Raw genomic sequence first — 16,222 nt, 5'->3', positions numbered from 1 at the left:
GCGCCCCCGCCATGCCGGCCGGGGCACAGCTCTTCTCCGGGATGCCGGAGTCCAAACCGAACAGCTTCGCGCAGTGGCGTGCGCTGACCGGGCGCATCGTCTGGGTCATGGCCACCAAGGGTGAGCTGATCGTCGCGGTCTTCATTCCGCTGGTCTTCACCCTCGGCTTCTACCTGCCGCTCAAATTCATCATGTCGTTCCAGGGCATCGACTACGCCCAGTACGTCATGCCGATCATCGTGCTGCAGACCATGTCCTTCACCATGATGTCGAACGCGCAATTGGCCGCGTTCGAAGCCATGACCGGTCTCAACACCCGCATGCAGACCATGCCCATCGGCAAGATGGTGCCGCTGCTGGCCCGGCTTTCGGCGGGTCTGGTGCGTTCGGTCGTGTCCCTCGCCGCCGCGCTGGGCTGGGGCCACATGATCGGCTTCCGCTTCGTGGCCGGGTGGCAGCAGGCGCTGTGGTTCTGCCTGTTCTCCCTGGCGGTCGGCACCGTGCTGGCCATCGGCGCGGATGGTCTCGGGTCGCTGACCAAGAGTCCGGAATCGCTGAGTCAGGCGCTGACCCTGCCGACGCTCATCTTCGGCATGCTCTCCTGCGGCTTCGTGCCCGAAGACGGCTTCCCGGCGTGGATTCGGCCGTTCGTCCGCAATCAGCCCATCTCGCAGTTCTCCTACGCGCTGCGTGACATGGCGGCGGGTGGGGTGACCTGGCAGGTGCTGTGGGTGCCGCTGGTGTGGTTGATCGGCGGCCTGGTGGTCTTCACGCCACTGGCCGTGTGGGCGAGTGTGAGGCGATCATGAGTACAGTCATCGAGGCCGATCGGGCCACCGTCGCCGAAGCGGATTCGTGGGCCGGTCATCAGCCGTTGCCCGTCGTGCGCGCCCGCAACGAGAAGGCCCTGCGAATCTGGCTGCAGCAGAGCCTCATCCAGTGCAAGCGACTGCTGATCGGCTGGTCCCGGGACCCCGCGACCACCGTGCAGACGCTGGTCTACCCGGCGGCCACCCTGCTGATGTTCAACGTCGTGCTCGGCCACACGATCACCAGGGTCACCGGCATCCCCGCCGTGTACGGCCACACGCCGATGATCATGCTGGTGGCGGCCATGTCCGGATCGGTCGTCTCGGCGCTCGGCTTCAAGGTCGAGAAAGCGACCGGTCTGCTCGGGCGCTTCTACACCATGCCGACGCATCGGGCGGCCGGGTTGACCGGGCGGCTGCTGGCGGAGGCGATCCGGGTGCTGATCACCACGATCTTCGTGCTGCTGGTCGGAGTCTGCCTGGGCTTCAGATTCTGGTACGGCCCCGCGGCGTCCATCGCGATGATCCTGATTCCGGTGCTGTTCGCGATCGGTTTCGCGGTGCTGGTGACCGCGCTGGCCACCCTGTCCGAGGGCATCATGCTGGTGTCGATCATCGGCATCATCAGCAACCTGCTCATGTTCTTCAACTCCGGCTTCGTGCCGGTGGCCGCGTACCCCGCGTGGCTGCAGGGCGTGGTCGAGAACCAGCCCATGAGCACCGCGATCGACGCCATGAAGGGACTCGCCTTCGACGGTCCCATCGCCACCCCGCTGTGGAAGACGGTGGCGTGGTCGGTCGGCATGATCGTGGTGTTCGCGTACCCCGCGATCCGCGGTTATCGGAAGGCCGCTGAAACCGGGGCGTGAAATTTCGTCCCGCATGCGAGCTTTGGGTGTGTCGTCGAGCCGGGAACCGGGTGTGTCGTGGATCACGCTAGGCTGAGTCCATGTCTTACCTGGTTACCGGGGCAACCGGGTTCATCGGCCGATTTCTGGTACCCGAACTCCTCGAACGCGGCAGGCCCGTCCATGTGCTCGTGCGTCCCGGTGAAGACTCCGTCCTGCGTTTCAACCGCTGCATGCGCGCCTGGGATGCAGAGGGCCGGGTTCGTCCCGTGCGCGGGGACCTCGGCGCACCCGGGCTCGGGGTGGATCCGGGCTGGATCGCGGCGCACCGGGGTTCGATAGAACACGTCATCCACCTGGCCGGCGGCTACGACGCCGCCGTGCCCGGGGGCGGCACCCGCCGCGTCGCCGAACTCGCCGCGACCCTGGAAGCGGGCCTGCTGCACCATGTTTCGACCGTGCACGTGGCCGGCGGCTGGAACGGCACCTTCACCGAGGACATGCTCGACGTCGGCCAGCAGCTCGGCACCCCGTATCAGCGCGCCATGCTCGCCGCCGAACAGGCCGTGCGGGATCAGGATTCGGTGCCGTGGCGGATCTACCGGCCGTCCATCGTGATCGGGCATTCGCGCACCGGCGAGATCGATCGCATCGAGGGGCCGTACTACTTCTTCCGGCTGCTGCGCATGGCGGCGCAATTGCCGCGCATCCTGCCGGTGGTCGCGCCCAAGCTCGGCGACACCAACATGGTCCCGGTCGACTTCGTGGCCCGGGCGCTGGACCACATCGCGCATCGGCCCGGCGGCAACGGTCAGACCTACCACCTGGCCGACCCGCGCGAGCAGAGCGTCGCGGACGTGTTCAACCTCTTCGCCGACGAGGCCGGGGCGCCGCACCTGGTCGAGGTCATGCCAAAGCAGACCCTCGACATGACGATGAAGGTGCCGGGCATGGGCTGGATGCTGAAGCAGGTAGGCGTGCCCAGCGACGTCATCGAGCACAGCGAGTTCGGCTGCCGCTTCGACACCGCGCGGACCGGGGCCGCGCTGGCCGGCAGCGATATCAAGGTGCCGCCGCTGGCGGGGTACGCGCCGGTGATCTGGAAGTACTGGATCGAGAACTGGGTCTGACGCGCCGGGATCGTCGTGGACCGGGGGCTCAGGGCGCGGTGCTGGTCTCGCTCTCGTGCGTGCCCGGGAAATCCGGCTCCGGGCGCGGTTCCGGGCGGCCGTAATCCCAGCCCACCCAGCGATTGCGGTTGGTCCAGCCGACCAGGTCGTAGCGCCAGCGGAACGGCCAGGTGCGGGCCACCGTCATGAACAGGCCGCCGCCGAGCGCGGCGTAATCGTCGTGTGCGGACAGCAGCGCGCGCTGCTGGCGGGGGGAACCGGTGAAGAAGGCGTCGAACATCGCGATCGCCTGCGCCTCGGTGAGCCGGCCCAGGCCGTAGACGCCGCGCATGCGCATCCAGTACACGAGGCGCGCCTGCCACGGCCACAGCGCCTCGACCGGATCCGTGCCGCGCTGCACCGCGTCGACCGCGGTGTCCACCAGGGCCAGCGAATCGGCGACGCAGTAGCCGGTGATCGGGTGCATCATGCCGCCGCGCGAGCCGTACGGAATCACCTGCCCGAGACCGGTTTCCGGCGGCGGGGTGTCGAGCGGATAGTGCGCGGCCTCGCTGGGTTCGTCGCCGCGTAGTCGAATACCGTGCGCGGCCAGGCGATTCAGCGTGCGCCGCCGCAATTCGTGCTGCGGCATGCCGCCGCGCAGGCCGAGGCTGGTCTCCTCGAAGATCACCGTGCCGTCGCCCAGGGGCACCGAGTACAGGAAGCTCGGCGGGGCGCCGGGGCCCGCGCCGTTCTCGGGCCGCCAATCCAGCAGCAGGCCCTCACCGGCCTTGACCATGGGCGCGGCGATGTCCTCGTCCACGAAAATGCCATGTGCGCTGGCGGTTCGGCGTTTGGCGGGGGAGGGCATGCCGCGGGTGTCGAACACCGTCGCCGCGCGGACCTCGGTGCCGTCGGCCAATTCGACCCGGTGCGCCTGCACGATCCGGGCGCGACCGGAGATCACGGTGGCGTCGTCCAGCGCCAGGGTCTCGTGCAGGCCCCGTTTGGACAGCACGGCGTACGGCCGGTCGATGCGGTGCGCGCTCTTGGTCCACACCACGGGGGCCTCGATGCGGCTGGCGATCACGCCGGGCGGCAACCAGTCCGGCAGTTCGTCGACCCAGCACGAGAAGGTGGGCGGGAAGAGCCGATCGGGCCGCGGATCCACCGCGACCACCCGCAACCCCGCCCGCATCGCCCGGTGCGCCAGGGCCCGGCCCGTGGGCCCGAGCCCCACCACGCACACATCGGCGGCTCCGCCGACCTTCCGGCCACTCATACCCGCATTCAAACAGCCGGGTCCCCGGGCCGCCAGCACCCGGGCGACCTCGCACCCCCGGGGTCGCGAAGAGGGCGGTTGCGGCGAATCGGCCGCGCCGAGTCGGCACACTGCTCTCAGCTGCGCAGACGGTGGTCGAAGAGATGTTTGAAACTGGTCAGTTTGATAGGACGCAATCTTCGAGTTACTGACAAGGCCCGGGGAATCCATGAGGAACGACAGCGATCCGCTGCAGAACACCACTGCCCGGCTGGCCGACGCGCTGACCGCCGCCCGCACCCGGGCCCGTTCCGCCGACGGCTGGCTCCAGGTCGAGGCCCGCGCCGACGGTGAGATCACCATTCACATCGACGACCGCGCCCCCGCCCTGACCGGCGGCGAACTGGGCCGCCGGCTCACCGCCCTGGCTCAGCAGGCGCTCGCCGACGCGCGCGCCCACGCGGCCGCCGCGCTCGCCGCCTTCCGCGCCGACCCGCGGATCGAGGCGGCGGTGCAGGCCGCGACCGCCGCGATCGACGCGCCCCGGCCGGAGTTGGCAGGGGTTGGTTCCCGGTCGATGTCCGGCGGGGAGCCCGCCACCGCACGATCCGCGCACGCGGTGAGCGCGCCCGCCCAACCCGCGCCCCCGGCCCGGGACCCGCGCGCCCGAGCCGACGCCGAGCTGGCCCGTGAACTCGAATTCGAGGACGAGGTCCGCGAGAACCAGGCGTTCCTGCGCCGCAGCCTGGGCCGGTAGTCCCGTGCCGAGCCCCTTCGCCGAGTCGCTCCGCATCGACCAGGCCGACGCCCTGAGCCTGGCCACCGCGGTGCGCGCCCACGGCAGGTCCCTCGAAGAACTCCCCGCCGGTCAGGCCGCGGCCGGAGTCGCCGCGGGCTTCGCCGGCTTCCGCCTCGGGACGGTGTGCGCCGCTCGCTCCGCGGATACCGACGACGCGACCGCCGCGCTCGGCCGGGCCCTGGAACTGATCGGCGGCAACACCGTCCGCTGCGTGGACGCCTTCCACCACACCGACCACGCGGTTCGCCTGAACATCGTGGACGCGACGACCCACCTCCCGAACCCATGACCGCGCCCGTCACCAAGTCCCAGGCCTACGCGCTGGCCCCCGATTCCCTCACTCGCCAGATCGCCGAGTGGACAACGGCCCGCGACACGACCCAACTCCACCTGGACCTTTCGGCCCGCGACTACACCGCCTCCACCACCTTCTGGGAAGGCGCCGCCGCCGACCGCGCCCGCGCCGCGGTGACCGAAACCGCCACCGCGGCAACCACCCTGACCACAGCCCTAACCGCCGCGATCACCACCGCCACGACCGCTCGAACGAAAATCGCTATGGCCCAACAGGTCACGATCGCCGCGATAGACCTGGCCGAGAAAAACAACTTTCAGGTCGCCGAAGACGGCACGGTAACGCCCCCCGACGCCGCCCTCTCCCTCCCCGCCGACGCGACCCCCGCCGACCTGGCAATGGCACAGGGGGCTTTGAACCACACCGCCAAAACCTTCTACGAGCCCCCGATAAAGCTGGCCCTCGCCGGCCTCGGCCAGATAGTAGAAAACGCGACCGCCGCAATAGATTCCGCCTTCGAGCCGCTGACCGCCGTCAAGGCCCTCCCCTCGCGGGTCCCGGTATCCCTCGGCGAACGCGGTCAGCGGGTGCAGGACGTCGTCGACGGCAAAGCCGCCCTGCACGCCGATCAGCAGGGCTTCGGCGACTTCTGGCAAACCCTGGGTCAGGAAGAGAAAGACGCACTCTGGTTGCACGATCAGTACCTCGGTAATCGCGACGGCATGCCGGTCGCCGAGCGTGACCACTACAACCGCATCAAGCTCGCGGACGAACTGGCGCGGGCCCGCGCCGGCGACCCCGCGGTGAGCGGCAAGTTCGCCGATCTCGAAGCGGTCGACAAGGCCGTCAACACCGGGCCGCTGAAGAACGAACGCATGCTTCTGCTGTTGGACACGCAATCGGGCGCACAGGCGCACGCGGCTGTCTCGGTCGGCAATCCGGATACAGCGGACCATGTCTCGGTCACCACGCCCGGTCTGAACACGACGGTGCACAGTTCGATCGGCAGCATGGTCGCCGAGGCCACGACGTTGCGAAACACCGCTGTCTCGGACCTGCTGACGGCGAATCGCCCCGACAGCACCGTCGCGACGATCGCCTGGATCGGCTACGACGCACCGCAGTTGGCCAATACCGACGAGTGGTGGGATACCGACAACGCCCAGGGCGGCTGGGACGTGGCACACGACGACCTCGCGGCGAACGCGGCACCCAGGCTGGCGTCCTTCTATCAGGGATTGCAGGTCTCACACGGCGGGGATCCCCATCTGACCGCGGTCGGCCACTCCTACGGGTCCCTCGTTACCGGCATGGCCCTGCAGCAACCCGGCCCCCATCCGGTGGACGACCTGGTCGTCTACGGTTCGCCTGGCCTGGACACGGGGTACAACCCGTGGGAGAACGCGCTGGACAAGCTCAACCTCGACCCCGGCCACGCGTACGAGATGACCGCGCACGACGACGCCGTGGCGAGTCTCAACGGCTTCGGTCTGAGTCCTGGCTACATTCCTGGTTTCACGCACCTGGAGACAGATGCGGAGGTAACTCCCGACGGCGTCCGCCGCGACGGTGCGGTGGGTCATTCGGAATACCCGCGATCGGGCGATGACGGCGAACAACTCCGGACGACCGGATACAACGTCGCCGCCGTCGTCGCCGGGTTGCCGGTGGTCGAAGGGGACCCCGGCTACAAGACGGGACCGACCGACCTCGGCCGAGCAATTCTGGACTGGGTGCGATGACTTCGAGCGTGGGGCGATGACAGTGAAGCGCAAACGAATTCGGCTACTTGTCGCTGCGGCCGCAGTGCTGCTGACCATGACGGGATGTGATCGAGCGGTGTCGGACCCTGCCGAACAGACCAGCCGGGCGGAATCGGACAACGCGGAGCGAACGCTCGCGGGTCTGCCTTCGCTCGAGGAATCGAAGGCCGAACTCGAGGCCGCGGTGCTGCAGCTCGCCGCCTATATCGACACGCTCGTACCGGGCTTGCGGTGGGAATGGAAGGACAGCGAACTGGGTGCCGAGTGCAGCCCGCCCTTCGAGAAGTCCCAAGGTGTGAAGCTCTTCCTCCGCCACTACACCGCGTCGGGCCCAGTTCCCGACGACCTGTGGCCCGCCGTAACACAGAGGGCGAAAGAGCTTGCCGCGCCGCTGGGCTCCACCGAGGTGGAAACTTTCCCCGAGCAGGCCGGCAACCACGGTGTGCGCTACTTCGGCTCCAACGCCCCCGTGCTCTGGGCCCGCAGCGGCGCGGCCACGGTCATCACTTCCAACACCGGCTGCCGCCTCCCACGAGAGGTCAAGGACCGGGATTGAGCGGCGGCCATGCAGAAGCGCTCTGGCCGGAGTACTGCTGGTCCTAGGGGGCGGCGCTGTTGTTGGTCGGGGAGAGGGCCTCAATCGCCGAGTAGCCTTGGCGATTCTGTTGTCTCGCAACAGAATCGCCGGTTCGGGACTACTTCGGCGTCACCCACGTGGTGATATCCGCGTGCACCACCTCGAGCCCCGAGCGGTCGTAGATCGACACCGGAACCACGATCTCGCGGCCCTCGGTGATCGCCGTGAAGTCCGGGACCTCCGGGAGCTTCGCCACCGCGTGCAGGCTCGAGTTCGCCTTCGCCAGGTACTGCACGTTCATCGCCTTGGGGATCCAGCGGTGGGTGCCGGGGACCGTTGCCTCGGACAGCATGCCCATGGCCACCTCGGCGAGGTTGCAGGCGGCGATCGCGTGGAACGTGCTCAGGTGGTTGTGGATGCCGAACCACTTGGGGGCGCTGACCTCGCACAGGCCCGGTTCGAGGCGGGTGACGGTCGGCAGGATCGTGCCGAAGTAGGGGACCCGCGCGACCATGCCGAGGGAGAACAGGGTGTGGCCGAGCCGGTTGTCCGGCAGTTTCTTCCAGCCGCGGTAGGTGGCGGTCTCTTGTGTCATACCGCTATCTTACTCAATAGTAAGTTCTGTGGAACCCCTCGGGCGCGCCCGGGAAGCGTTTGCCTATAGGTTGGATTCGCCCCCGAACGCGGCGGCTGTGACCAGCGCCATCGCCATCCGGGATGGATGTGGGGGGCGATTTGAAGTCCCCCCGGGGCGTGGGGCATACTGTTCAGGTTGCCCGCACCGGGTTGCGTCTGTTTTCTGGATAGACGCTGGTGGTGGCGGGTGAGAAGGACCAATCTCGTACTTCGCCGAAATGGCTGGAGTGCGTCCGGGACAGGATTCCGAGGCTCGAGTTTCACTCCGAGGCCGAAGAATGAGCGGATGGGCGACACGCCCGACCGCGTGGACCGGATAGAACCATGACAGATGAACAGCGGCGATGGATCGGGCCCACGGGTCTCGGTCGTGTGGTGGCTGATGCGTCTTCGTGTGTTCGGACTGTGCAAATGAGGGTGTTTCGGGAGCGAAAGTTCCTGGGGCACAAACGTTAAGCGGAGAAAAGGACACTCAGCGTGGCGGGACAGAAGATCCGCATCAGGCTCAAGGCCTACGACCATGAGGCGATCGACGCGTCTGCGCGCAAGATCGTCGAGACGGTGACCCGTACCGGTGCCCGTGTCGTCGGCCCGGTGCCGTTGCCCACCGAAAAGAACGTGTACTGCGTCATCCGTTCGCCGCACAAGTACAAAGACTCGCGCGAGCACTTCGAGATGCGTACTCACAAGCGGCTGATTGACATCCTCGACCCCACGCCGAAGACGGTTGACGCGCTGATGCGCATCGATCTCCCGGCCAGTGTCGACGTCAACATTCAGTGACGGGGATTCCAGATATGACTGACAACAAGAGCAGGCCGGCTGCCGGCATCCTGGGAACCAAGCTCGGTATGACCCAGGTCTTCGACGAGAAGAACCGTGTTGTTCCGGTGACCGTCGTCAAGGCCGGGCCGAACGTGGTGACCCAGATCCGCACCGCAGAGCGCGATGGCTACGCCGCCATCCAGATCGCCTACGGCGCCATCGACCCGCGCAAGGTGAACAAGCCGGTTTCCGGCCAGTTCGCCAAGGCCGGCGTCACCCCGCGTCGCCACATCACCGAGATCCGCGTCGCTGACGTCGATTCCTTCTCGGTGGGCCAGGAAATCGGCGCGGAGGCCTTCGAAGAGGGCACCTACGTCGACGTGACCGGCACCTCCAAGGGCAAGGGCTTCGCCGGCACCATGAAGCGTCACGGCTTCGCCGGCCAGGGCGCCTCGCACGGCGCGCAGGCTGTGCACCGTCGTCCGGGCTCCATCGGTGGTTGCTCCACCCCGGGTCGCGTGTTCAAGGGCATGCGCATGTCCGGCCGGATGGGTAGCGACCGCGTGACCACGCAGAACCTCACGGTCCACAAGGTGGATGCCGAGAACGGTCTGCTGCTGATCAAGGGTGCGATCCCGGGCCGTCGCGGCCACGTCGTGATCGTCAAGAGTGCAGTGAAGGGTGGTGCCCGGGCATGAGCACCGAGACCAAGACCAACCTGACGCTCCCGGTCAAGGCCGTTGGCGGCAAGACCGAGGGCACCGTCGAGCTCCCCGCGGAGATCTTCGACGTGACCGCCAATATCGCGCTGATGCACCAGGTCGTCGTGGCCCAGCTGGCCGCGGCTCGCCAGGGCACGCACGCCACCAAGACCCGCGGCGAGGTCCGCGGCGGTGGGCGTAAGCCGTACCGCCAGAAGGGCACCGGCCGCGCCCGTCAGGGCTCGACCCGTGCGCCGCAGTTCGCCGGCGGTGGCACCGTCCACGGCCCGCAGCCGCGCGATTACACCCAGCGCCTGCCCAAGAAGATGAAGGTTGCCGCACTGCGTGGCGCCCTGTCCGACCGGGCCCGCAACGAGCGCATCCAGGTCATCACCGAACTGGTTGCCGGGCAGGCCCCGTCGACCAAGACCGCCAAGACCTTCCTTGCCGAGCTCTCGAGCCGCAAGCAGATCCTGGTTGTCATCGGTCGTGAAGATGTCGCCGCGTGGAAGAGCGTTGCGAACCTGCAGAACGTGCACCCGATCGCTCCCGATCAGCTGAACACTTACGACGTGCTGAAGGCCGATGAGGTCATCTTCTCCGTCGAGGCGCTCAACGCCTTCGTGCACGGCCCTGCCGAAGCTGCACAGGAGGAGAGCAAGTGACCACGATCGCCGACCCCCGCGACATTCTGCTGGCGCCGGTCATCTCCGAGAAGTCCTATGGACTGATCGAAGAGGGTACCTACACCTTCATCGTGCACCCGGACTCCAACAAGACGCAGATCAAGATCGCCGTCGAGAAGGTTTTCGGCGTGAAGGTGACCAGCGTCAACACCGCTAACCGTCAGGGCAAGCGCAAGCGGACCCGCGCCGGTTACGGCAAGCGCAAGAACACCAAGCGCGCGCTCGTGACCCTCTCGGCCGACAGCAAGCCCATCGAGATCTTCGGGGGCCCGGTCGCGTAAGCGCCTGGGAATCCAGAAAGTAGAGAAGACTCATGGCAATTCGTAAATACAAGCCGACAACCCCGGGTCGTCGTGGCTCCTCGGTGTCCGACTTCGCCGAGATCACCCGTTCGACCCCCGAGAAGTCGCTGCTGCGTCCGCTGCACAAGACCGGTGGCCGTAACGCGCAGGGTCGCATCACCACCCGGCACAAGGGTGGCGGCCACAAGCGTGCCTACCGCGTCATCGACTTCCGTCGCCTCGACAAGGACGGCATCCCGGCCAAGGTCGCTCACATCGAGTACGACCCCAACCGCACCGCGAACATCGCCCTGCTGCACTTCGCGGACGGCGAGAAGCGCTACATCATCGCGCCCAAGGGCATTGCCCAGGGCACGCAGATCGAGTCCGGCCCCGGCGCGGACATCAAGCCCGGCAACAACCTGCCGCTGCGCTCGATCCCGACCGGTACCACCATCCACGCGGTCGAACTGCGTCCGGGTGGCGGCGCCAAGCTGGCCCGCTCGGCCGGCATGAGCATCCAGCTGCTGGGTAAGGAAGGCGCCTACGCCGTCCTGCGTATGCCCTCCGGCGAAATCCGTCGCGTCGATGTGCGCTGCCGCGCCTCCATCGGCGAGGTCGGCAACGCCGAACAGTCGAACATCAACTGGGGCAAGGCCGGCCGTATGCGGTGGAAGGGCGTTCGCCCGACCGTCCGTGGTGTGGTCATGAACCCGGTCGACCACCCGCACGGTGGTGGTGAGGGTAAGACCTCCGGTGGTCGCCACCCGGTCTCCCCGTGGGGCAAGCCCGAGGGCCGCACCCGCAAGCCCAACCGTCCGAGCGACAAGCTCATCGTCCGCCGCCGCGGCAAGAAGCGTTAAGGAGGAGGTTAGAAATGCCACGCAGCCTGAAGAAGGGCCCGTTCGTCGACGATCACCTCCTCAAGAAGGTGGACGTTCAGAACGAGAAGGGCACGAAGCAGGTCATCAAGACCTGGTCGCGTCGTTCCACCATCATCCCCGATTTCATCGGGCACACGTTCTCGGTGCACGACGGCCGCAAGCACGTCCCGGTCTTCGTGTCGGACAACATGGTTGGACACAAGCTCGGTGAATTTGCGCCGACTCGGACGTTCAAGAGCCACGTCAAGGACGATCGGAAGAGCAAGCGGCGATGAGCACTGAAACTCAGAACCAGACCGCACGCGCCACCGCCAAGCACGTGCGCGTGACGCCCATGAAGGCCCGTCGTGTTGTGGACCTGGTCCGCGGCAAGAGTGTTGCGGACGCGCTGAACATCCTGCGGTTCGCCCCGCAGGCCGCCAGCGAGCCGGTCGCCAAGGTCGTGGCTTCGGCCGCCGCCAACGCGACCAACAACCTCGGCCTGAACCCGGCCACCCTGGTCATCTCGACGGCTTTCGTCGACGAGGGCGCGACCATGAAGCGTTTCCAGCCGCGGGCCCAGGGCCGTGCGTTCCGGATCCGCAAGCGCACCAGCCACATCACCATCGAGGTCGAGAGCGTGCCCACCGTCGGCGCTGCCACTCGTAGCCGCCGGAACGGAGGGGAGAAGTAAATGGGACAGAAGATCAATCCCCACGGCTTCCGCCTCGGCATCACCACCGACTGGAAGTCGCGCTGGTACGCCGACAAGCAGTACAAGGAATACGTCGGAGAAGACGTCAAGATCCGCAAGCTTCTTGCCACCGGCATGGAGCGCGCGGGCATCTCGAAGGTCGAGATCGAGCGCACCCGTGATCGCGTCCGTGTGGATATCCACACCGCGCGTCCGGGCATCGTGATCGGCCGTCGTGGCGCCGAGGCCGACCGCATCCGTGCCGAGCTGGAGAAGCTCACCGGCAAGCAGGTGCAGCTGAACATCCTCGAGGTCAAGAACCCCGAGTCGGATGCGCAGCTCGTTGCCCAGGGTGTGGCCGAGCAGCTGTCGAACCGTGTGGCGTTCCGTCGCGCGATGCGCAAGGCCATTCAGTCGGCCATGCGTTCGCCGAACGTCAAGGGCATCCGCGTGCAGTGCTCGGGCCGCCTCGGTGGCGCCGAAATGTCGCGCTCGGAGTTCTACCGCGAAGGCCGTGTGCCGCTGCACACGCTTCGCGCGGACATCGACTACGGCCTGTACGAGGCCCGCACCACCTTCGGCCGCATCGGCGTGAAGGTGTGGATCTACAAGGGCGACATCGTCGGTGGCAAGCGCGAGGTCACCGCCTCCGCCGCGCCCGCCGGCGACCGTGATCGTCCGCGTCGTGAGCGGCCGAGCCGCCCGCGTCGCTCGGGTGCCCAGGGCACTACTGCCACCAGCACTGAAGCCGGCCGTGCCGCGACTGCTGTCGCGGATGCTCCGGCAGAGACGACCCAGGAGGGCTGACCTATGTTGATGCCTCGCAAGGTCAAGCACCGTAAGCAGCACCACCCGGGCCGCTCCGGCATGTCCAAGGGCGGCACCTCGGTGACGTTCGGTGAGTACGGCCTCCAGGCTCTGGAGCCGGCTTACGTGACCAACCGTCAGATCGAGTCGGCGCGTATCGCGATGACCCGCCACATCAAGCGTGGCGGCAAGATCTGGATCAACATCTACCCCGATCGCCCGCTCACCAAGAAGCCGGCCGAAACCCGCATGGGTTCCGGTAAGGGTTCGCCGGAGTGGTGGATCGCGAACGTGAAGCCGGGACGGGTCATGTTCGAGATGTCTTACCCGAATGAGGAGACCGCTCGTGAGGCCCTGCGCCGCGCGATGCACAAGCTCCCCATGAAGTGCAGGATCGTGAAGCGAGAGGAGCAGTTCTGATGGCTACCGGAACTCCGGCTGCAGAGCTGCGCGAGCTGACCGAAGAGGAGCTCGTCGCGAAACTGCGTGAAAGCAAGGAAGAGCTGTTCAACCTGCGCTTCCAGATGGCGACGGGCCAGTTGCAGAACAACCGTCGTCTGCGCGTGGTCCGGCACGAGATCGCGCGCATCTACACGGTCATGCGTGAGCGCGAGCTCGGCCTGGCCACCGGTCCTGAAGGCAAGGGAGATGCGGCATGAGTGACGCAAAAGGCCCGGCCAAGACGCCGGCGCAGGTTGAGGATCGTGGCCAGCGCAAGGTGCGCTACGGCTACGTCGTCTCCGACAAGATGACCAAGACCATCGTGGTCGAGCTGGAGAATCGCGTGAAGCACAAGCTTTACGGCAAGATCATCCGGACCACCTCGAAGGTCAAGGCGCACGACGAGAACGAGATCGCCGCCGTCGGTGACCGCGTGCAGCTGATGGAGACCCGTCCGCTGTCCGCCACCAAGCGCTGGCGTCTGGTCGAGGTGCTGGAGAAGGCCAAGTAAGCCGGTTCCACCTCGACGACAGTCGAAGTACGAAGGCCCGCTTCCCGATTGGGGAGCGGGCCTTCGTCGTATCCGAGGGTGTCGCCGGTTTCAGAAGCTGCCCATGTCGGCCGACAGCCAGTGTTCGGGGGTCATGTACACGGCGACCTGCTCACCGTGCGATTCCGCGAATTTCAGGTACTCGTCCACCGCCGCGGGCGGCAGGTAGCGCTCCGCCATCTCCCGATGCTGTTCGGGCGTCATCACCGTGACCTTGGTGATCGGCCCTTCCACGGTCACGTAGCGGACGCTGGGTTCCACGACCTGCACCATGAGGCTGAAGCGCCCCGCGGATTCCAGGGCGCGCATCTTGCGGGATTCGGGTCCGGTGAGGATCCAGAGATCGCCGCCGGGGGTGTACTGGTACCAGATGGGCAGGTTGAGTGGCGCCCGCCCGGGCTTCTCGGTGACGGCGAGCGCGCCGATGAGCGGCTGCGCGAGGAATTCCTGTCGATCTGCAATCGTCAGTGCCATGTTCCCAACCTACTGAAACCGAGCCGCCTCCCTCGGAAATTCTTGCCCGAGAGCGTCAGTGGGCCGGGGTGTGCAGTGCCTCCACCGTGCGGACCAGGGGTGCCAGTTCGGGGGAGAGGGCGGCCTCGTCGAGGGCCGCGCGCAGGGCGGCGTCGTTGGTCGGGCGGGCCTGTTCCAGGAGGGTGCGGCCGGCGTCGGTGACGTTGGTGTAGATGCCGCGGCGATCGTGCGGGCAGAGGTAGCGGGCCAGGAGGCCGCGGTCCTCGAGGCGGGTCACCAGCCGGGTGGTGGCGCTCTGGGACAGGACCACCGCGTCGGCCACCTGCTTCATCTGCAGCATGCCGCCGTCGCCCGTGTGCTGGCGGTTGAGCACGTCGAGCAGGGAGTACTCGCGCACGCTCAGGCCGTGCCCGGACTGCAGGGCGCGTTCGATATGGGCCTCGATGCGGCCGTGCAGCAGCGAGAGCGCGCACCAGCCCTGGGCGAGCGCGGTCAGGGCGGGGTCCGTGGCGGTCATGGCGTTTCCTCTGTTCGGAGCGGCTCGTACCAGAATAGACGACTTCCGCGAATGCCAGCGCTTGCATATAGAGCGCGCGTGCAACTAATGTGCATGCAATAACAAGCTAGTGCAATCGTCTGGAAGGTGTTCCCATGCCGCTCGCGCTGCTGGCTCTCGCAATCGGGGCCTTCGGAATCGGCACCACCGAATTCGTCATCATGGGCCTGCTGCCCGAGGTCGCCGGTGACTTCGGCGTCTCCATTCCCACCGCGGGCTGGCTGGTCACCGGCTACGCGCTCGGCGTCATGGCCGGCGCCCCGATCATGACCGCGCTCGGCACCCGCGTCTCCCGCAAGCGCATGCTCATGATCCTCATGGGCCTGTTCATCGCCGGAAACCTGATCTCCGCCGTCGCGCCGGTCTTCGGTGTGATGCTGGCGGGCCGCGTGGTCGCCTCGCTGGCGCACGGCGCGTTCTTCGGCATCGGGGCCGTGGTGGCCGCCGAGCTGGTCGCGCCGGACAAGAAGGCCGGGGCCATCGCGATGATGTTCACCGGGCTGACCGTCGCCAACGTCGTCGGCGTTCCGCTGGGCACGATCGTCGGTCAATCCCTGGGCTGGCGTGTCACTTTCGCCATCGTGGCCCTGCTCGGCGTCGTCGGGCTGGTGGGCATCGCCAAACTGGTTCCCGAGCAGCCGATGCGCGAACCGGTGCGCCTGCGCCGGGAGCTGGCCGCCTTCAAGAACATTCAGGTGCTACTGGCCAATGCCATGACGGTGCTGGGGTTCGGCGCGGTCTTCGCCGCCATCACCTACATCGCCCCGATGATGACCGAGATCGGCGGCTTCGCGGACACTTCGGTGCCCTGGCTGCTGGTCCTGCTCGGCCTCGGCATGGTGGTGGGCAACCTGGTCGGCGGCAGATACGCCGACCGTCACCTGATGCCGATGCTCTACATCTCCCTCGGCGCGCTGACCCTCACCCTGGCCCTGTTCACCGTCACCGCCCACAGCAAGCCCCTGGCCGCGATCTCCGTATTCCTCATCGGCGCACTGGGTTTCGCGTCGGTCCCGTCGCTACAGAAGCGCGTCCTGGATCACGCCCAGGCGGCCCCGACCCTGGCCTCCGCGGTGAACATCGGCGCCTTCAACCTCGGCAACGCCCTCGCCGCCTGGCTCGGCGGCCTCACGATCGCCGCGGGCCTGGGCTACACGGCCCCCAACTGGGTGGGCGCGGCCCTGGCGGCTTCCGCCCTGGCCCTGGCGGTGCTGGCGGCGGCACTCGAACGCCGCGGCGTCGCAACAACTCTCGTCACCGGCCAACGAGATCAGGTACTGGTCCACTCCTGACCGGCTGCTGATATC

Annotated in this window: 23 protein-coding genes; 19 read left to right on the top strand and 4 right to left on the bottom strand. The window is 67.3% G+C overall.

Going from position 1 to position 16,222, the window contains the following annotated elements; genetic code table 11:
• Positions 1-11: 11 nt before the first annotated feature.
• The 3 genes from ACFVBH_RS29650 to ACFVBH_RS29640 all read left to right on the top strand — a co-directional run bounded on the left by ACFVBH_RS29650 (position 12) and on the right by ACFVBH_RS29640 (position 2,787).
• A complete protein-coding gene (locus ACFVBH_RS29650) occupies positions 12-809 on the top strand; it encodes an ABC transporter permease (protein ID WP_354986674.1) in 798 nt (265 codons plus the stop codon).
• Positions 806-1,678 (top strand): ABC transporter permease, encoded by an 873-nt coding sequence (locus tag ACFVBH_RS29645; RefSeq protein WP_354986667.1) that lies wholly within the window; start codon positions 806-808, stop codon positions 1,676-1,678. Before ACFVBH_RS29650 ends, ACFVBH_RS29645 begins: the two co-directional genes overlap by 4 nt.
• A gap of 80 nt (positions 1,679-1,758) precedes the next feature.
• Complete coding sequence (locus ACFVBH_RS29640) at positions 1,759-2,787, top strand: SDR family oxidoreductase (RefSeq protein ID WP_354986666.1); 1,029 nt, start codon at positions 1,759-1,761, stop codon at positions 2,785-2,787.
• A gap of 28 nt (positions 2,788-2,815) precedes the next feature.
• On the opposite strand, the gene ACFVBH_RS29635 is transcribed toward ACFVBH_RS29640, so the two are convergent.
• Positions 2,816-4,048: a lycopene cyclase family protein gene (locus tag ACFVBH_RS29635; RefSeq protein ID WP_379006577.1), complete on the bottom strand. Its 1,233-nt coding sequence runs from the start codon at positions 4,046-4,048 to the stop codon at positions 2,816-2,818.
• 208 nt (positions 4,049-4,256) lie between these two features.
• Between ACFVBH_RS29635 and ACFVBH_RS29630 the strand changes: the two genes are divergently transcribed.
• The 4 genes from ACFVBH_RS29630 to ACFVBH_RS29615 are packed head-to-tail and all read left to right on the top strand — an operon-like array spanning position 4,257 to position 7,440.
• Positions 4,257-4,784: a hypothetical protein gene (locus ACFVBH_RS29630; protein ID WP_379006574.1), complete on the top strand. Its 528-nt coding sequence runs from the start codon at positions 4,257-4,259 to the stop codon at positions 4,782-4,784.
• A gap of 4 nt (positions 4,785-4,788) precedes the next feature.
• Complete coding sequence (locus tag ACFVBH_RS29625; RefSeq protein WP_379006572.1) at positions 4,789-5,115, top strand: hypothetical protein; 327 nt, start codon at positions 4,789-4,791, stop codon at positions 5,113-5,115.
• Entirely contained in the window at positions 5,112-6,863 is a 1,752-nt protein-coding gene (locus ACFVBH_RS29620; protein WP_379006569.1) for an alpha/beta hydrolase, read from the top strand. Before ACFVBH_RS29625 ends, ACFVBH_RS29620 begins: the two co-directional genes overlap by 4 nt.
• Positions 6,864-6,879: 16 nt before the next feature.
• On the top strand, positions 6,880-7,440 hold the full coding sequence (locus tag ACFVBH_RS29615) for an LppA family lipoprotein (RefSeq protein WP_379006566.1): 561 nt from the start codon (positions 6,880-6,882) through the stop codon (positions 7,438-7,440).
• Positions 7,441-7,579: 139 nt separating this feature from the next.
• Here the strand turns inward: ACFVBH_RS29615 and ACFVBH_RS29610 are convergent, their stop codons facing one another.
• Positions 7,580-8,056, bottom strand: a complete 477-nt coding sequence (locus ACFVBH_RS29610; RefSeq protein WP_354986660.1) for a hotdog fold domain-containing protein — start codon at positions 8,054-8,056, stop codon at positions 7,580-7,582.
• Positions 8,057-8,574: 518 nt separating this feature from the next.
• Here ACFVBH_RS29610 and rpsJ point away from each other — a divergent pair.
• From rpsJ to rpsQ, 11 genes are read left to right on the top strand one after another with little or no spacing between them, the layout of a single operon-like run.
• Positions 8,575-8,880, top strand: a complete 306-nt coding sequence (gene rpsJ, locus ACFVBH_RS29605) for a 30S ribosomal protein S10 (RefSeq protein ID WP_003938093.1) — start codon at positions 8,575-8,577, stop codon at positions 8,878-8,880.
• Between the two features lie 14 nt (positions 8,881-8,894).
• On the top strand, positions 8,895-9,560 hold the full coding sequence (gene rplC / locus ACFVBH_RS29600) for a 50S ribosomal protein L3 (RefSeq protein ID WP_354986659.1): 666 nt from the start codon (positions 8,895-8,897) through the stop codon (positions 9,558-9,560).
• Positions 9,557-10,228: a 50S ribosomal protein L4 gene (gene rplD, locus ACFVBH_RS29595; RefSeq protein WP_354986658.1), complete on the top strand. Its 672-nt coding sequence runs from the start codon at positions 9,557-9,559 to the stop codon at positions 10,226-10,228. Before rplC ends, rplD begins: the two co-directional genes overlap by 4 nt.
• Positions 10,225-10,530 (top strand): 50S ribosomal protein L23, encoded by a 306-nt coding sequence (rplW, locus tag ACFVBH_RS29590; RefSeq protein WP_354986657.1) that lies wholly within the window; start codon positions 10,225-10,227, stop codon positions 10,528-10,530. The genes rplD and rplW overlap by 4 nt, the downstream gene beginning before the upstream one ends.
• Positions 10,531-10,562: 32 nt before the next feature.
• Positions 10,563-11,393: a 50S ribosomal protein L2 gene (gene rplB, locus ACFVBH_RS29585; RefSeq protein ID WP_354986656.1), complete on the top strand. Its 831-nt coding sequence runs from the start codon at positions 10,563-10,565 to the stop codon at positions 11,391-11,393.
• A 14-nt stretch (positions 11,394-11,407) separates the two neighbouring features.
• Entirely contained in the window at positions 11,408-11,689 is a 282-nt protein-coding gene (gene rpsS / locus ACFVBH_RS29580; protein WP_327143669.1) for a 30S ribosomal protein S19, read from the top strand.
• A complete protein-coding gene (rplV, locus tag ACFVBH_RS29575; RefSeq protein ID WP_354986655.1) occupies positions 11,686-12,087 on the top strand; it encodes a 50S ribosomal protein L22 in 402 nt (133 codons plus the stop codon). The genes rpsS and rplV overlap by 4 nt, the downstream gene beginning before the upstream one ends.
• On the top strand, positions 12,088-12,894 hold the full coding sequence (gene rpsC, locus ACFVBH_RS29570; RefSeq protein WP_354986654.1) for a 30S ribosomal protein S3: 807 nt from the start codon (positions 12,088-12,090) through the stop codon (positions 12,892-12,894).
• Positions 12,895-12,897: 3 nt separating this feature from the next.
• Positions 12,898-13,314, top strand: coding sequence for a 50S ribosomal protein L16 (rplP, locus tag ACFVBH_RS29565; protein WP_354986653.1), 417 nt, complete (start codon positions 12,898-12,900; stop codon positions 13,312-13,314).
• Positions 13,314-13,553 (top strand): 50S ribosomal protein L29, encoded by a 240-nt coding sequence (gene rpmC / locus ACFVBH_RS29560; protein ID WP_354986652.1) that lies wholly within the window; start codon positions 13,314-13,316, stop codon positions 13,551-13,553. The genes rplP and rpmC overlap by 1 nt, the downstream gene beginning before the upstream one ends.
• Positions 13,550-13,846 (top strand): 30S ribosomal protein S17, encoded by a 297-nt coding sequence (rpsQ, locus tag ACFVBH_RS29555; protein ID WP_354986651.1) that lies wholly within the window; start codon positions 13,550-13,552, stop codon positions 13,844-13,846. Before rpmC ends, rpsQ begins: the two co-directional genes overlap by 4 nt.
• Positions 13,847-13,936: 90 nt before the next feature.
• On the opposite strand, the gene ACFVBH_RS29550 is transcribed toward rpsQ, so the two are convergent.
• Both ACFVBH_RS29550 and ACFVBH_RS29545 read right to left on the bottom strand, forming a co-directional pair.
• Positions 13,937-14,359: a pyridoxamine 5'-phosphate oxidase family protein gene (locus ACFVBH_RS29550; protein WP_354986650.1), complete on the bottom strand. Its 423-nt coding sequence runs from the start codon at positions 14,357-14,359 to the stop codon at positions 13,937-13,939.
• 55 nt (positions 14,360-14,414) lie between these two features.
• Positions 14,415-14,876, bottom strand: coding sequence for a MarR family transcriptional regulator (locus ACFVBH_RS29545; protein ID WP_354986649.1), 462 nt, complete (start codon positions 14,874-14,876; stop codon positions 14,415-14,417).
• 134 nt (positions 14,877-15,010) lie between these two features.
• On the opposite strand from ACFVBH_RS29545, the gene ACFVBH_RS29540 reads away from it, so the two are divergent.
• Complete coding sequence (locus tag ACFVBH_RS29540) at positions 15,011-16,207, top strand: MFS transporter (RefSeq protein WP_379006553.1); 1,197 nt, start codon at positions 15,011-15,013, stop codon at positions 16,205-16,207.
• Positions 16,208-16,222 lie beyond the last annotated feature (15 nt).

The organism is Nocardia sp. NPDC057668, assembly GCF_042799795.1.
GTDB lineage: Bacteria > Actinomycetota > Actinomycetes > Mycobacteriales > Mycobacteriaceae > Nocardia.
The sequence above is the reverse complement of the archived record's forward strand: the minus strand, read 5'-3'. Positions and strand labels throughout refer to the sequence as shown.

What these genes read in the sequence shown, in the direction of transcription:
- ACFVBH_RS29650 (WP_354986674.1), top strand. Translation starts at nt 12, where the DNA reads ATGCCGGCCGGGGCACAGCTCTTCTCCGGGATGCCGGAGTCCAAACCG.
- ACFVBH_RS29645 (WP_354986667.1), top strand. Translation starts at nt 806, where the DNA reads ATGAGTACAGTCATCGAGGCCGATCGGGCCACCGTCGCCGAAGCGGAT.
- ACFVBH_RS29640 (WP_354986666.1), top strand. Translation starts at nt 1,759, where the DNA reads ATGTCTTACCTGGTTACCGGGGCAACCGGGTTCATCGGCCGATTTCTG.
- ACFVBH_RS29635 (WP_379006577.1), bottom strand. Translation starts at nt 4,048, where the DNA reads ATGAGTGGCCGGAAGGTCGGCGGAGCCGCCGATGTGTGCGTGGTGGGG.
- ACFVBH_RS29630 (WP_379006574.1), top strand. Translation starts at nt 4,257, where the DNA reads ATGAGGAACGACAGCGATCCGCTGCAGAACACCACTGCCCGGCTGGCC.
- ACFVBH_RS29620 (WP_379006569.1), top strand. Translation starts at nt 5,112, where the DNA reads ATGACCGCGCCCGTCACCAAGTCCCAGGCCTACGCGCTGGCCCCCGAT.
- ACFVBH_RS29615 (WP_379006566.1), top strand. Translation starts at nt 6,880, where the DNA reads ATGACAGTGAAGCGCAAACGAATTCGGCTACTTGTCGCTGCGGCCGCA.
- ACFVBH_RS29610 (WP_354986660.1), bottom strand. Translation starts at nt 8,056, where the DNA reads ATGACACAAGAGACCGCCACCTACCGCGGCTGGAAGAAACTGCCGGAC.
- rplC (WP_354986659.1), top strand. Translation starts at nt 8,895, where the DNA reads ATGACTGACAACAAGAGCAGGCCGGCTGCCGGCATCCTGGGAACCAAG.
- rplD (WP_354986658.1), top strand. Translation starts at nt 9,557, where the DNA reads ATGAGCACCGAGACCAAGACCAACCTGACGCTCCCGGTCAAGGCCGTT.
- rplB (WP_354986656.1), top strand. Translation starts at nt 10,563, where the DNA reads ATGGCAATTCGTAAATACAAGCCGACAACCCCGGGTCGTCGTGGCTCC.
- rpsS (WP_327143669.1), top strand. Translation starts at nt 11,408, where the DNA reads ATGCCACGCAGCCTGAAGAAGGGCCCGTTCGTCGACGATCACCTCCTC.
- rplV (WP_354986655.1), top strand. Translation starts at nt 11,686, where the DNA reads ATGAGCACTGAAACTCAGAACCAGACCGCACGCGCCACCGCCAAGCAC.
- rpsC (WP_354986654.1), top strand. Translation starts at nt 12,088, where the DNA reads ATGGGACAGAAGATCAATCCCCACGGCTTCCGCCTCGGCATCACCACC.
- rplP (WP_354986653.1), top strand. Translation starts at nt 12,898, where the DNA reads ATGTTGATGCCTCGCAAGGTCAAGCACCGTAAGCAGCACCACCCGGGC.
- rpmC (WP_354986652.1), top strand. Translation starts at nt 13,314, where the DNA reads ATGGCTACCGGAACTCCGGCTGCAGAGCTGCGCGAGCTGACCGAAGAG.
- rpsQ (WP_354986651.1), top strand. Translation starts at nt 13,550, where the DNA reads ATGAGTGACGCAAAAGGCCCGGCCAAGACGCCGGCGCAGGTTGAGGAT.
- ACFVBH_RS29550 (WP_354986650.1), bottom strand. Translation starts at nt 14,359, where the DNA reads ATGGCACTGACGATTGCAGATCGACAGGAATTCCTCGCGCAGCCGCTC.
- ACFVBH_RS29545 (WP_354986649.1), bottom strand. Translation starts at nt 14,876, where the DNA reads ATGACCGCCACGGACCCCGCCCTGACCGCGCTCGCCCAGGGCTGGTGC.
- ACFVBH_RS29540 (WP_379006553.1), top strand. Translation starts at nt 15,011, where the DNA reads ATGCCGCTCGCGCTGCTGGCTCTCGCAATCGGGGCCTTCGGAATCGGC.